Annotated in this window: 12 protein-coding genes; 3 read left to right on the top strand and 9 right to left on the bottom strand. The window is 73.1% G+C overall.

Annotated elements, in window-relative coordinates; all coding sequences use genetic code 11:
- Nucleotides 1-117: 117 nt before the first annotated feature.
- On the top strand, nt 118-1,740 hold the full coding sequence (locus ACFYVJ_RS19540; protein ID WP_388892986.1) for an FAD-dependent oxidoreductase: 1,623 nt from the start codon (nt 118-120) through the stop codon (nt 1,738-1,740).
- Nucleotides 1,741-1,912: 172 nt separating this feature from the next.
- Nucleotides 1,913-2,584, top strand: a complete 672-nt coding sequence (locus tag ACFYVJ_RS19545; RefSeq protein ID WP_388892988.1) for a FadR/GntR family transcriptional regulator — start codon at nt 1,913-1,915, stop codon at nt 2,582-2,584.
- A gap of 73 nt (nt 2,585-2,657) precedes the next feature.
- On the opposite strand, the gene ACFYVJ_RS19550 is transcribed toward ACFYVJ_RS19545, so the two are convergent.
- The 6 genes from ACFYVJ_RS19550 to ACFYVJ_RS19575 form a co-directional block, all read right to left on the bottom strand.
- On the bottom strand, nt 2,658-3,485 hold the full coding sequence (locus ACFYVJ_RS19550; RefSeq protein WP_388892990.1) for an amidohydrolase family protein: 828 nt from the start codon (nt 3,483-3,485) through the stop codon (nt 2,658-2,660).
- Between the two features lie 2 nt (nt 3,486-3,487).
- Nucleotides 3,488-4,453, bottom strand: a complete 966-nt coding sequence (locus ACFYVJ_RS19555; RefSeq protein WP_388892992.1) for an aldo/keto reductase — start codon at nt 4,451-4,453, stop codon at nt 3,488-3,490.
- A gap of 10 nt (nt 4,454-4,463) precedes the next feature.
- Nucleotides 4,464-5,525, bottom strand: a complete 1,062-nt coding sequence (locus ACFYVJ_RS19560; RefSeq protein WP_388892994.1) for an ABC transporter permease — start codon at nt 5,523-5,525, stop codon at nt 4,464-4,466.
- Nucleotides 5,522-7,162, bottom strand: coding sequence for a sugar ABC transporter ATP-binding protein (locus ACFYVJ_RS19565; protein WP_388892996.1), 1,641 nt, complete (start codon nt 7,160-7,162; stop codon nt 5,522-5,524). Before ACFYVJ_RS19565 ends, ACFYVJ_RS19560 begins: the two co-directional genes overlap by 4 nt.
- A 3-nt stretch (nt 7,163-7,165) precedes the next feature.
- Nucleotides 7,166-8,212, bottom strand: a complete 1,047-nt coding sequence (locus ACFYVJ_RS19570; protein ID WP_388892998.1) for a sugar ABC transporter substrate-binding protein — start codon at nt 8,210-8,212, stop codon at nt 7,166-7,168.
- A 122-nt stretch (nt 8,213-8,334) separates the two neighbouring features.
- A complete protein-coding gene (locus ACFYVJ_RS19575) occupies nt 8,335-9,654 on the bottom strand; it encodes an enolase C-terminal domain-like protein (protein WP_388893000.1) in 1,320 nt (439 codons plus the stop codon).
- Nucleotides 9,655-9,915: 261 nt separating this feature from the next.
- Between ACFYVJ_RS19575 and ACFYVJ_RS19580 the strand changes: the two genes are divergently transcribed.
- Nucleotides 9,916-11,136, top strand: coding sequence for a PAC2 family protein (locus ACFYVJ_RS19580; protein ID WP_388893002.1), 1,221 nt, complete (start codon nt 9,916-9,918; stop codon nt 11,134-11,136).
- Nucleotides 11,137-11,155: 19 nt separating this feature from the next.
- On the opposite strand, the gene mshC is transcribed toward ACFYVJ_RS19580, so the two are convergent.
- The 3 genes from mshC to ACFYVJ_RS19595 all read right to left on the bottom strand — a co-directional run bounded on the left by mshC (nt 11,156) and on the right by ACFYVJ_RS19595 (nt 13,999).
- Complete coding sequence (mshC, locus tag ACFYVJ_RS19585; RefSeq protein WP_388893004.1) at nt 11,156-12,385, bottom strand: cysteine--1-D-myo-inosityl 2-amino-2-deoxy-alpha-D-glucopyranoside ligase; 1,230 nt, start codon at nt 12,383-12,385, stop codon at nt 11,156-11,158.
- A gap of 127 nt (nt 12,386-12,512) precedes the next feature.
- A complete protein-coding gene (locus tag ACFYVJ_RS19590) occupies nt 12,513-13,445 on the bottom strand; it encodes an SCO1664 family protein (RefSeq protein ID WP_388893006.1) in 933 nt (310 codons plus the stop codon).
- Nucleotides 13,409-13,999 carry a DUF3090 domain-containing protein gene (locus ACFYVJ_RS19595; protein WP_388893008.1) on the bottom strand — a complete coding sequence of 197 codons (591 nt, stop codon included), beginning with the start codon at nt 13,997-13,999 and terminating at the stop codon, nt 13,409-13,411. Before ACFYVJ_RS19595 ends, ACFYVJ_RS19590 begins: the two co-directional genes overlap by 37 nt.
- Nucleotides 14,000-14,074: the final 75 nt, after the last annotated feature.

Here is a 14,074-nt window from a genome sequence, read left to right on the forward strand (position 1 = left end):
CCGCGCCGCCGAATGGACCCCCCGCATGGACCCCCACACCCGCGACCGCGAATACAACAACTGGCTCAAAGCAGTCCAGCGCACCATGGGCTGGATCGAAGACAAGGAGTAGCGGCGATGACTCTCCCGCAGACCGTCCCGGCGGCGATACCCGCACTCGGGACGCACCCGACTGCCGGCCGCACCCTCGGCCGCGCGGAGTCCCGGGATCTGCTCGACCGGGCCACGTACGACCTCCTGGTCATCGGCGGTGGGATCCTGGGCACCTCGGTGGCCTGGCACGCCGCCCAGTCGGGACTGCGGGTGGCGATGGTGGACGCCGGCGACTTCGCCGGCGCCACCTCGTCCGCGTCCTCCAAGCTCGTCCACGGCGGCATCCGCTACCTGCAGAACGGCGCGGTGAAGCTGGTGGCCGAGAACCACCACGAGCGCCGGGTGCTGGCCCGCGACGTAGCGCCGCACCTTGTCAACCCGCTCCCCTTCTATCTGCCGCTCTACAAGGGCGGCCCGCACGGCGCCGCCAAGCTCGGCGCCGGCGTCTTCGCCTACTCCGCGCTCTCCGGGTTCCGCGACGGCGTGGGCCACCTCATCACCCCCGGCCGGGCCGCCCGGGACATCCCCGCGCTGCGCACCGAGGGGCTGAAGGCGGTCGCGGTCTTCGGCGACCACCAGATGAACGACTCGCGGATGGCGGTCATGACGGTACGGGCCGCGGTCGGCGCCGGCGCCGTCGTCCTCAACCACGCCGAGGTCACCGGGCTGCGCTTCACCCACGGCCAGGTGACGGGCGCGGACCTGCGGGACCGGCTGAGCGGCGACGAGTTCGGCGTCGACGCCCGGCTGGTGCTCAACGCGACCGGGCCGTGGGTGGACCACCTGCGGCGCCTGGAGGACTCGGCCGCGGACCCCTCCATCCGGCTCTCCAAGGGCGCGCACATCGTGCTCAAGCGGCGGTCGCCGTGGCGCGCGGCGATGTCGACGTGGGTGGACAAGTACCGCGTCACCTTCGCGCTGCCGTGGGAGGACCAGTTGCTGCTGGGCACCACGGACGAGCCGTACGAGGGCGATCCGGCCGCCGTGCACCCGACCGAGGGCGACATAGCGCAGATCATCGACGAGGCGTCGCTCTCGGTGCGCGACGACGACCTGTCGCCCGACCTCGTGACGTACGCCTTCGCCGGGCTGCGGGTGCTGCCCGGCGGTCCCGGCGGTACGGAGCAGGCCAAGCGGGAGACGGTCGTCAGCGAGGGCGCCGGCGGGATGCTGTCGGTGGCGGGCGGCAAGTGGACGACGTACCGCCACATCGGCCGGATGGTGCTCCGCAAGCTCGCCAAGGAGCACGGCGGGGCGATCGCCGAGGACATGCAGCCGGTGAAGTCCCTGGTACGCCACACGCCGCTGCCCGGCGTGGCGAACCCCAACGCGGTCGCGCACCGGCTCCTCGTCGACCGCGACCCGGGACACCGCATGGCCCCGGACACCGCCCGCCAGTTGGCCACGCACTACGGCTCGCTGTCGTTCGACATCGCCCGCCTGGTGAACGAGAACCCGGACCTGGGCGAGCGCATCCACCCCGACGGGCCCGAGATCTGGGCGCAGGTGGTCTACGCCCGGGACCACGAGTGGGCCGAGACGGAGGACGACGTGCTGCGCCGCCGTACGACGGTGACGATCCGCGGCCTGGACACCGCCGACGTACGGGCCAGGGTGCGCGAACTCCTCGCGCGCAAGCCGGGCTGAGCCGCGCCGCGGGCCCGGAAGTCCGGGGGGAGAGGCGCCATGGGGGCGCCTCTCCCCTCCCCCGTTTCCGCCTTCCGCCGGATTCGCCGCCCTCCCCTGCTCCGCTCACCCGGGACGCAGGTCATAATGGAAGCGCGCAGACATCGGATGTCTGCGTCAGGGAGGGCGCGAGATGGCGGTCACGGACGAGGCGATCGAGAAGATCAAGGGAATGATCGTCTCCGGCAAGCTGCGGCCGGGCGACCGGCTGCCCAAGGAGAGCGAGCTGGCGGCCGAGCTCGGCCTGTCCCGGAACTCGCTGCGCGAGGCGGTGCGCGCGCTCGCGCTGATACGCATCCTGGACGTACGGCAGGGCGACGGCACCTACGTCACGAGCCTCGACTCCCAACTGCTGCTGGAGGCGATGAGCTTCGTCGTCGACTTCCACCGCGACGACACCGTGCTGGAGCTGCTCGCCGTACGGCGCATCCTGGAGCCCGCCGCCACCGCGCTGGCCTGCGCCGGCATCGAGGAGCCCGAGCTGGACGCGCTGGAGGCGGAGCTGGCGGAGCTGGGCGCCGACCCGTCCGTGGAGGAACTGGTCCGCGCCGACCTGGAGTTCCACCGCCGCATCGTGCAGGCGTCCGGGAACTCCGTGCTCAGCTCGCTGCTGGAGGGGCTGTCGGGGCCGACCGCCCGCGCCCGCATCTGGCGCGGTCTGACGCAGGAGGACGCGGTACGGCGCACGCTCACCGAGCACCGGGCGATCCTGGATGCGATGCGCAGCCGGGACGCGGAGGCGGCCAGGTCGTGGGCGACGGTGCACATCGCCAGCGTCGAGCAGTGGCTGCGCCGGACGCTGTGACCCGGGCGCCGGGAGCCGGGCCGGGAGGGGACGGGCCGGACGGCGGCCGCCCGCCGGGCCCGGCCGCCCCGCCTCAGTCCCCGAGGTAGAGCCGGCGGGCGTTGCCGCCGAAGAACGCCTCCCGCTCCGCCGCCGAGAGGTCCGCCACCGCCTCCTCGGCCAGCTCGACGACCCGCCCGTACTCCGCCGCCAGCGTGCACACCGGCCAGTCCGAGCCGAAGAGGATCCGGCCGGGCCCGAAGACGTCGATCACGTGCCGGGCGTACGGCAGCACGTCCGCCGGCCGCCAGTGCTCCCAGTCCGCCTGCGTGACCAGACCGGACAGCTTGCAGCTCACGTTGGGCAGCCGGGCCAGCCCCGCGACCAGGTCCGCCCACGGCTGCCACTCCCCCGCCGCGATCTGCGGCTTGCCGGCGTGGTCGAGGACGAACCGGGTGTGCGGCACCGCGCGGGCCGCGGCGATCGCCGCCGGCAGCTCGCGCGGCGTCACCAGCAGGTCGTACACCAGGCCGGCCTCCCCCGCGAGGCCCAGGGCCCGCAGCAAGTCGGGACGCTCCAGCCACCGCGGGTCGGGCTCGTCCTCCGCCTGGTGGCGCACCGCCCCGAGGCGCGGGGGCGTGCGGCGGAGGGTGTCCGCGTCCAGTCCCGGCGCGGTCAGGTCGAGCCAGCCGCAGACCAGCGCCACCGGCGGGTCCGGCTCCTCGCACAGCTCCAGCGTCTCCTCGTACGACGACGAGCTCTGCACCAGCACCGTGGCGTCGATACGGTGCTCCGCCAGGTGCGGCGCGAGGTCGGCCACGGTGAAGGTGCGCCGCAGCGGGTCGGCCCAGGAGCCGTCCATCCACGGCTGCGGGCGGCGGCTGATGTCCCACAGGTGGTGGTGGGCGTCGATCCGCGGCACGTTCAGCCTCCCGCGGCCGCGGGCAGCGGCAGGTCGGCGTCGAGCAGCCCGAGTTCGACGAGCGCGGGCCAGAGCGCGTCGGGGATGTCGTACGCGAACATCTCCGCGTTCTCCCGGACGTCCCGCGTCCGGGAGGCACCCGGGACGACGGAGACCACCGCCGGGTGCGCGAACGGGTAGCGCAGCGCCGCCGCCTTCAGCGGCACCCCGAACCCGGCGCACACCTCGGCGATCCCGCGCGCCCGCTCCACCACCTCGGCCGGCGCCTCGCCGTAGTGGAACCGCCCGCCGGGCCGCGGGTCGGCGAGCAGCCCGGTGTTGTAGACGCCGCCGACGACGACGGAGGTGCCGCGCCGCTCGCAGACGGGCAGCAGGTCGTCGTACGCGCTCCGCTCCAGCAGCGTCCAGCGGCCGGCGCACAGCACCACGTCGACATCGAGGTCGGCGACGAGCCGGCCCAGGTGGTCGCTGAAGTTCATGCCGAAGCCGATGGCGCCGACGACCTTCTCGGCCTTCAGCTCCGCGAGCGCCGCGAAGGCCGTCTCGTACACCTGCGGCAGGTGGTTCTCGACGTCGTGGAGGTAGGCGATCTCCACCCGGTCGAGCCCCAGCCGCTCCAGCGACGACTCCAGCGTCGCCCGGATCCCGTCCCTGCTCAGGTCCCACACCCGGCCGCGGGCCGGGGTGCCGACGAAGTCGTGGGCGGGCTCGGTCTCGCCCGGGCCGAGGGGCCGCAGCCGCCGGCCGACCTTGGTGGACACGGTGTACGAGTCCCGCGGCCGGCCCGCGAGCGCACGGCCGAGGCGCTCCTCCGACAGCCCGACGCCGTAGTGCGGCGCGGTGTCGAAGTAGCCGTAGCCGTGCGCGAACGCGGTCTCGACGATCTCCGCCGCGGTGGCGTCCGGCATCGCCCGGTAGAGGTTGCCGAGATTGGCGCAGCCGAGGCCGAGCCTGGGTATGGGGGGCATCCGCCGCCTCTCAGTCCTGTTTCTCGCCGCTGACGAACCGGGAAATGACCAGGGCCACGATGATGATCGCGCCGTTGAGGAACTTCGTCCACTCCGCCGGCACGCCCGCGAGCGTCATCACGTTGATGACGAGCTGGAGCGTCAGCACGCCGGTCAGCGCCCCGAAGAGCGTGCCGCGTCCGCCGCGCAGGCTGATGCCGCCGATGACCGCCGCGGCGAACACCTGGAAGATCATGTCCTTGCCCTGGCCGGCGGAGACCGAGCCGTAGTGGCCGGTGTAGAGGACGCCGGCGAAGGCCGCGAGCATGCCGCCGATGGCCAGCACGATCCAGGTGATGCGGTCGACGCGGATGCCGGCGGCGCGCGCCGCCTCCGGGTTGCCGCCGATGGCGTACAGCGCGCGCCCGTGCCGCAGGTAGCCGAGCATCAGCCCGCCGACGGCGTACAGGCCGAGGCAGACGTAGACGGCGGCGGGCACGCCGAGCCAGCTCTCCTTGCCGAGGTAGGCGAAGGACTCGGGCACCTCGATGATGGACTTGCCGCCCGTGATGCCCTCGTGCAGGCCGCGCAGCATGACCAGCATGCCGAGCGTGGCGATGAAGCCGTTGACTCTGAGCTTGAGGATGAGGAAGCCGTTGAAGAGCCCGATGACGGCGCCGACGAGGAGGCAGAGGAAGATCGACGTGCCGGACGGCAGCAGTTCGATGCCGGTGAACCGGCCGCCCTCGGCGGGCAGTACGAGCCAGAGCGCGATCACCGGCGCGACGCCGATCGTCGACTCCAGCGACAGGTCCATCCGGCCGCTGATGAGGATGAGGGCCTGCGCCAGGACCAGCAGCCCGAGTTCGGTGGACTGCTGGACGACGCCGATGAGGTTGTCGGAGGTCAGGAAGGCGGGCGAGACGATGAAGCCGATCACGCCGAGCACGAAGATGACGGGTACGAGCGAGAAGTCGCGCCAGCGGCCGAGGTCGATCTCCACCCCGCCGAGCTGCAACCGCGGCTTCTTCTCCACCGCCGCTCCGCCCTCGGCCGCGCCGGCCGGCGGCGCTGTGGACGTAGGCCGTGTCATGCTTGCTGCCCCTTTTCCTGCTGGTCCTGCTGGTCGGGCCGAACCGACTGGTCCGCCTGGTCTGGCTGTGCTTGTTGCTCCGGCCGGTCCGTGCCGCTGCCGGGATCCTGCTGCGGGTCGCGGGCTCCTGGTTCGATGCCCTCCATGGCGGCGACCAGTTCCCGGTCGGTCCAGCCGCCGGCGAACTCCGCGACCACCCGCCCGTGGAAGAGCGCGAGCACGCGGTCGCAGACACGCAGGTCGTCCAGTTCGTCGGAGACGATGACCGCGCCGCTGCCGCCGTCGGCCACCCGCCGGACGACGCCCAGCAGGGCGTCCTTGGACTTCACGTCCACGCCCGCGGTCGGCTTGATCGCCACGAGCACGCCGGGGTCCCGGGCGAGCGCGCGGGCGATCACGACCTTCTGCTGGTTGCCGCCGGAGAGCCCGTCGACGTCCTGTCCCGGCCCCGAGGTCTTGATGTCGAGCGACTCGATCATGCGCTGCGCGAACCGGCGGGTGCGCGAGGGCAGCACGGTGCCGTACGGGCCCAGTTGGTCGGCGACGGTGAGCGTGGCGTTCTCCGCGACGCTGCGCCCCGGTACCAGGCCCTGCTCGTGCCGGTCCTCCGGTACGTACCCGATGCCGGCCTCCAGCGCGTGCGGCACGCTGCCGGTGCGCACGGCGGTCCCGCGCACCTCGACCCGGCCGCCGTCCGGCGCCCGCATGCCGACGAGGGTCTCGCCGATCGCCGTGTTGCCGCTGGCGGCGGCGCCGGCCAGGCCGACGACCTCCCCGGCGCGCACGGCCAGGTCCAGCGGCTCGTACGCGCCGGCCACGGCCAGCGCGTGCGCCCGCAGCACGGGCTCGGCGCCGCTCGCCGCCGTCGCCTGCCGCGGGACCGCGGCGGGACCGGCGGCGCCGGCGGGCGCGCCGTCGCCGGTCATCGCGGTGACCAGGTCCTCCTTCGGCAGCCCGGAGACCGGCACGGTGAGGATGTGCCGGGCGTCACGGAAGACGGTGACGGTGTCGCAGAGTTCGTAGACCTCCTGGAGGTGGTGGGAGATGAAGAGGAAGGCGACCCCCTGCCGCTGCAGTTCGCGCAGCTTGCCGAAGAGCCGGTCGATACCGCCGGCGTCGAGCCTGGCGGTCGGTTCGTCGAGGATGATCAGCCGGGCGCCGAAGCTCAGCGCTCTCGCGATTTCCACGAACTGCCGCTGCTCGACGCCGAGATCCTTCGCCCGCGCCGAGGGGTCCACCTCCACGCCGTACGCCGCCAGCAGCTCGCGGGCGCGCGAGCGCAGCCCGCGCCAGTTGATGGCGCCGCCGCCGGTGTAGCGGTTGAGGAAGAGGTTCTCGGCGACCGTGAGGTCCGGGACGATCATGAGCTTCTGGTAGACGCAGGCGACCCTGGCGCGCCACGCCGCCGTGTCGCCGAACCCCGGCGCGGGCGCGCCGGAGAAGGTCACGGTGCCGGCGTCCGGCCGCTCCATGCCGGTGAGCACGGAGACGAGCGTGGACTTCCCGGCGCCGTTGCGGCCGACGAGGGCGTGTGCCTCGCCGGCCGCGACCTCCAGGTGCACGCCGTCGAGCGCGAGCGTGGGGCCGAAGCGTTTGACGACGCCGTCGGCGCGTACGGCGGGGGGCGCCGCGGGCACGGCTCAGCCCTGCTTTTCGAGCTGGTTGGCCCACAGCTCGGGGTCGTCGACGTTCTCCTTGGTGACCAGCGGGGCCGGCAACTGGTCCTCCAGGCCGTTCGGGATCTTGACGATCGTCGAGCCGTGGTCGGTCTTGCCGGGCTTGAACTCCTTGCCCTTCAGCGCCTGCTGGGCGTAGAAGAGCGCGTACTCGGCGTAGAGGTCGGCGGGCTGGGAGACGGTCGCGTCGATCTTCCCGGCGCGGATGGCGTCCAGCTCCTCCGGGATGCCGTCGTTGGAGACGATCGTGATGTGGCCGTCCTCGCCGGCGGGCTTGAGCATCCCCTTCTGCTCCAGCAGCGCCAGGGTGGGCTGCAGGAAGACGCCGCCGGCCTGCATGTAGATGCCGTCGATCGTCTTCTCCTTGGCCAGGACGCTCTGCAGCTTGGCGGAGGCGACGTCGCCCTTCCACTCGGTGGGCAGCTCGAAGACCTCCATGTCGGGGTACTTCTCGTCCATGCACTTCTTGAACGCCACCGAGCGGTCGCGGCCGTTGATGGAGGCCAGGTCGCCCTGGAACTCCACGACCTTGCCCTTGCCGCCCAGTTGCTCGCCGAGGTATTCGCACGCCTTGACGCCGTACGCCTCGTTGTCGGCCCGTACGACCATGTAGACGTCGCCCTTGTCGGGGCGGGTGTCGACGCTGACGACGGGGATGTCCTCCTCCGCCAGCCGCTCCAGGGTGGAGGCGACCGCGCCGGTGTCCTGCGGCGCCATGATGACGGCGTCGGCGCCCTGGTCGGTGAACGCCTGCACGTTGGCGACGAGCTTGCCGATGTCGTTCTGCGAGTTGGTGATCGGCAGGGCGTCGACCACGCCGTCCGAGACGCCCTTCTTCAGGTACTGGTGGTAGGAGTTCCAGAAGTCGCTGTCGGTGCGCGGCATGTCGATGCCGACCTGGCCGTCGCCGCCGGCCGCGTCGTTGCCGCGGTTGCAGGCGGTGAGCGGGGCGAGGGCGAGGAGTGTGGTGCAGGCCGCGACGGCCGTCGTGCGAAGTCTGCGAGTCAGCATGGGAGTCCCGTCCCGTCGTTCGTCTCGGGTATGCGGCTGGGGGGTTCGGCTCGGGCCGCGGCGGGCCGGGGAGCCGGCCGTGCGGCGTGGGGTGCGGTGTGCGGTGCGTCGGGCATGGGGGCTCAGCTCCCCTGTTCCCGCTCGGCCACGGCCTGCCAGACCGGTCCGTCCGGGTAGCGGTGCGCGGCCAGCGAATCGGGGAGCATGCGCGCGGAGAAGCCGGGGGCCTCGGGTGCGCGGTAGCGGCCGTCCACGACGACGGCCGGGTCGGTGAAGTGCTCGTGCAGGTGGTCGACGTACTCGATGACGCGGTCCTCGCGGGTGCCGGAGACGGCGACGTAGTCGAACATGGCCAGGTGCTGCACCAGTTCGCACAGGCCGACGCCGCCGGCGTGCGGGCAGACCGGCACACCGTGCTTGGCGGCGAGCAGCAGGATGGCCAGGTTCTCGTTGACGCCGGCCACCCGGGCGGCGTCGATCTGCACGAAGTCGACGGCGCCGGCCTGGAGCAGTTGCTTGAACATCACGCGGTTGGCGACGTGTTCGCCGGTGGCCACCTTCACCGGCTGCCCGGCGCGGACGGCGGCGTGGCCGAGCACGTCGTCGGGGCTGGTGGGCTCCTCGATCCAGTGCGGCGCGTACGGGGCCAGGGCGGTCATCCAGCGCACGGCGTCGGCGACGTCCCAGCGCTGGTTGGCGTCCACGGCGATGCGCACTTCCGGGCCGACGGCCTCGCGGGCGAGCCGCATGCGGCGTACGTCCGCGTCGAGGTCGCCGCCGACCTTCAGCTTGATCTGGCCGAAGCCCTCGGCGACGGCGGCCTTGGAGAGCTGGACGAGCTTCTCGTCGGAGTAGCCGAGCCAGCCGGGCGTGGTGGTGTACGCGGGGTAGCCCTCGGCGCGCAGCAGCGCGGCCCGCTCGGCGCGGCCCGGTTCCGCGGCGCGCAGCAGGGCCAGCGCCTCGTCGGGGGTGAGGGCGTCGGAGAGGTAGCGGAAGTCGACGAGGGACACCAGCTCCTCGGGGGTCATGCGGGACAGGAACTCCCAGACCGGCAGGCCCGCCTGTCCGGCGGCCAGGTCCCAGGCGGCGTTGACCACGGCGCCCGCCGCCATGTGGATCACGCCCTTCTCGGGGCCGAGCCAGCGCAGTTGGGAGTCGTGGGTGAGGGTGGTGCAGAGCTCGGCCAGCTCGGCGGCGGTACGCGGCGCGGGGCGGCCGACGACGTAGGGGGCGAGGGAGCGGATGGCGGCGGCGGTGACGTCGTTGCCGCGGCCGATGGTGAAGCAGAAGCCGTGCCCCTCGACGCCGGGGTCGTCGGTGCGGATGACGACGTACGCGGCGGAGTAGTCCGGGTCGGGATGCATGGCATCCGACCCGTCGAGCTCCAGTGAGGTCGGGAAGCGGATGTCGGAGACGTCCAAATCGGTGACAGTCGGTCGCATGCAGGCTTCCCTCGCGTCTGGAACATCGGATCTTTCAGCAGTCATCCGATGTATATCGGGGTGGGCTTGCCAACGTCCAGAGGCAGTGAGTGATTTATCCGTACTGACGAGCTGCCAACCCTCCTGAAGGTGCACACCTCGGATGAATCGGTACTCGTGCCGCACGGGATACGGCGCGCCGACGGGGAAGCCTTAGGCTGGGGGCCGCATGTTTCGGAGCACGTGGCCACAGGGGCCGTCACCGCCGGAAGGAGGCGCTGGGTGATCGAGCTGGAGGGGCTGCCCGAGCTGGTCGATCCGGTGATGATCTGCGCCTTCGAGGGCTGGAACGACGCCGGTGACGCCGCCTCCTCCGCGGTCGGCCACCTCGACCGGGAGTGGAAGGGCGAGGTCTTCGCGTCGCTGGACGCCGAGGACTACTACGACTTCCAGGTCAACCGGCCCACCGTCACCCTCCACGGCGGCGTACGGAAGGTCACCTGGCCCACCACGCAGTTGTCCGCGGTACGGATCGCGGACGCCGACGGCAAGGGCAACCCGCGGGACCTGGTGCTCGTCCGCGGCATCGAGCCCAGCATGCGCTGGCGCTCGTTCTGCAACGAGATCCTGGGCTTCGCCCACGAGTTGGGCGTGGAGCTGGTCGTGCTGCTCGGCGCGCTCCTCGGCGACACGCCGCACACCCGGCCGGTGCCGGTGACGGGGGTGACCTCGGATCCGGAGCTGGCGGTGTCCATGGATCTGGAGGAGACCCGCTACGAGGGCCCGACCGGGATCGTCGGCATCCTCCAGGAGGCGTGCACGCACGCGGGCGTGCCGACCGCGAGCCTCTGGGCCGCCGTCCCGCACTACGTCTCCCAGCCGCCCAACCCGAAGGCCACCCTGGCGCTGCTCAACCGGCTCGACGACCTGATCGGCGTGCGCATCCCGCTCGGCGAGCTGCCCGAGGACGCGCGGGCCTGGCAGTTGGGCGTGGACCAACTGGCCGCGGAGGACACCGAGGTCGCGGAGTACGTGCAGACGCTGGAGGAGGCGCGCGACACCGCGGAGCTGCCGGAGGCGTCGGGCGAGGCGATCGCCCGCGAGTTCGAGCGCTATCTGCGCCGCCGGGACCCGGGCGCGGGACCGTACCTGCGCGACCTCTCCGGGCCGCAGCCCCTCGCGGACCTCACGGAGCGGGAGGAGCCGCGGGCGCCGGAGGAGCGCGACGGGGACAGCGAGGACGACGAGGACGGCGGCGGTACGGACGCGGCGGAGGGCGCCGCGGAGCCGGAGGCCGACGGCGCCGGGAAGGACTCCGGGACCGCCGAGGACGACGGGGACACCGGGGCCGCGGAGGACGCGGACGCCACGGAGGGTCCGGACGGCCCGGACCGTAGCGCGGGCGACGGCGCCTCCGACGACGGCACCGACACCGATGCCGGGACCGGCGACCGCAAGCGCCCCGGTCGCGACGGCGAAGGCGAGGCCGGCGGCAAGGACTGACGCCGGCCCGCCCGTACCGCTACAGCGCCACGCCCAGCAGCGCGTCCACCGCCCGCGAGACCACGCCCGGCGCTCCCGTGTCCGTACCGCCCTCGGCGCGCTGCAGCGCCGCCCAGCGGTCCACGGCGGCCAGCGCCGCGGGCGAGTCCAGGTCCTCCGCCAGCGCGGCGCGGACCTCCTCCACGAGCCCTTCCGCGGGCGGCCCCTCGGGCCGGGAGACGGCATCGCGCCAGCGCGCCAGCCGCCGCTCCGCCTGCTCCAGCCCGTGGGCGGTCCACTCCCAGTCCGTGCGGTAGTGGTGGGCGAGGAGCGCGAGCCGTACGGCCACGGGGTCGACGCCGTCGCGGCGCAACTGGGAGACGAAGACCAGGTTGCCCTTGGACTTCGACATCTTCTCGCCGTCGAGGGCGACGAGCCCGGAGTGCACGTACGCCTTGGCGAAGGGGAACTCGCCCGTCAGCACCTGCGCGTGGGACGCGCCCATCTCGTGGTGCGGGAAGATCAGGTCGCTGCCGCCGCCCTGCACGTCGAAGGTCATGCCGAGGTGGTCGAGCGAGATGGCGACGCACTCGATGTGCCAGCCCGGCCGGCCGCGGCCCAGCGAGCCGCCGTCCCAGCTCGGCTCGCCCTCGCGGGCGGCGCTCCAGAGCAGCGGGTCGAGCGGGTTCTTCTTGCCCGGCCGGTCGGGGTCGCCGCCGCGCTCGGCGGACAGCTCCCGCATGGTGGCGGCGTCGAGCCCGGAGACACCGCCGAAGCGGGGGTCGGATTCGACCGAGAAGTAGACGTCGCCGTCGAGTTCGTACGCCGCACCGGCGTCGCGCAGTCGCTCCACGAGGGGCACGATCCGCGGTATCGCCTCCACGGCGCCGACGAACTCGCGCGGCGGCAGGTTCCGCAGGGCCGTCATGTCGTCGCGGAACAGGTCCGTCTCGCGGTCGGCGAGCAGGGTCCAGTCCTCACCCGTCTCGGCGGCCCGGACGAGCAGCGGGTCGTCGACGTCCGTGACGTTCTGGACGTAATGGACCTGCCGCTTGTTGTCCAGCCAGACGCGCTGCACGAGGTCGAACGCGGTGTACGTAGCCGCGTGCCCCATGTGGGTGGCGTCGTAGGGGGTGATACCGCAGACGTAGATGCGGGCCTCCGGGCCGGGATCGAGGGTGACGAGCCCTCCGGTCGCGGTGTCGTGGAGGCGGAGGTCGCGGCCGGTGCCGGGGAGCACCGGGACCTCGGGAGCAGGCCAGGCATGCATGTAAACGAGCGTAACCGGCGGTTGCCTGGTGAAACGACCCGGGCGGCGCGAGGCCGCGGATTCGGACAGGGGTGGGAGGGTTCGTACGGAATACGCCCGCGCGGCACGGGCGCGGGGACCGGCCGGGTCAGACCGGCGGCCAGGGGATGGCGGGCCACTCGCCGCTGGGCTCCGGGTGCCGTCCCGAGGCCAGCAGGGCGGCGGTACGGGCACGCAGCGCGGCCACCTCCGCCGCCGTGATCAGCGGCGCCAGCCGGGCCGCCAGCGGGCCCTCGGGGGCGAGCCCGGCCGCGAGCCGGTGCAGCACCGCGACGGCCTCGGCGGGCAGCGGCTCGCCTGCCCAGCCCCACAGCAGGGTGCGCAGCTTGTCGTCGGTGTGGAACGTCACACCGTGGTCGATGGCGTAGAGCCGGCCGCCGGCGGCGGGCAGCAGGTGGCCGCCCTTGCGGTCGCCGTTGTTGATCACGGCGTCGAGGACGGCGAGGCGGCGCAGCCGGACGTCGTCGGCGTGCACGAGCAGCGCGGGGCGGCCCTCGCCGGTCTCGGCGTAGCCGACGGCCTTCCAGCCGGGTCCCGGCTCGTCGCCCTCGACGAGGGCGAGCAGATCGGCTCCGCCGGGCGCACCCGTGTCGTCCCGTCCCGACTGCCCGTCCGTCCCGTCCGGTGCATCCGGTGCGTCCGTACCGTCCTGCTCGTCCTGCTCGTCCGCGGGCGGGATCCAGAGCTGGCACATGCCCTGGCCGAACGGGCCGTCCCGCAGCACCGTCGGCGGCACCAGCCCCCAGCCGGTGGCCTCCGAGACCTCGTACGCCGCGACCTCGCGCTGCGCCAGCGTGCCCTCGGGGAAGTCCCACAGCGGCCGCTCCCCCGCGACCGGCTTGTACACGCACTCCGCCGTGCGCCCGGCGTGGGCGACGGTGCAGAACAGGACCGCGTTCGACGCGCCGCGGATGCGCCCGGCGACGGTCAGCTCGCCGCCGGTGAGCAGCGCGCGGGCCTCGTCGGACGCCAGGGCGAGCGGGCTCACTCCCCCCGGCGGTATCCGTTCTGGCGCGGACATACGTGTCCCTCCGGGTCGAGCGGCAGGCTGCACAGCGGGCAGGGCGGCCGGCCGGCGTTCACCACGTCGTTGGCCCGCTTGGCGAAGGCGCGCGCCATCTGCCCGGTGAGGCGTACGCGCAGCATCGGCGGGCCGTTCTCGTCGTCCTGCAGCAGCGCCTCCTCGGCCGCCGCCAGGTCTTCGTCGGAGTCGGCGTCCAACTCGACCAGAGCCTGCGCCTCGACGACCATCCGCTCGCTCTCCGCGTCCCACGCCAGGGCCATCGTGCCGACCCGGAACTCCTCCTCGATGGGGGCGTCCAGGGGCGCGGTGTCGGACAGGTCGGCGGGGGCGACGGCCGGCACGTCGCTGGTGCCGCCGCTGCGCCGTACCACCTCGTCGAGAAGCTCGTCGATCCGCTGGGCCAGCGCGGACACCTGCGCCTTCTCCAGCGCAACGCTGGTCGTACGGCCGGACTTGGACGCCTGCAAGAAGAAGGTGCGGCGCCCCGGCAGCCCGACCGTGCCGGCCACGAAGCGGTCCGGCGGGTCGTAGAAGTACACCTCACGCGGCACGTGCTGCTCCGATTACTCGACTCCTGAACGGGATCCGCTGCGGGCCCGATCCGACCACCCTACTGCGCTTGCTGA

The organism is Streptomyces sp. NPDC004134 (genome assembly GCF_042874195.1).
GTDB lineage: Bacteria > Actinomycetota > Actinomycetes > Streptomycetales > Streptomycetaceae > Streptomyces.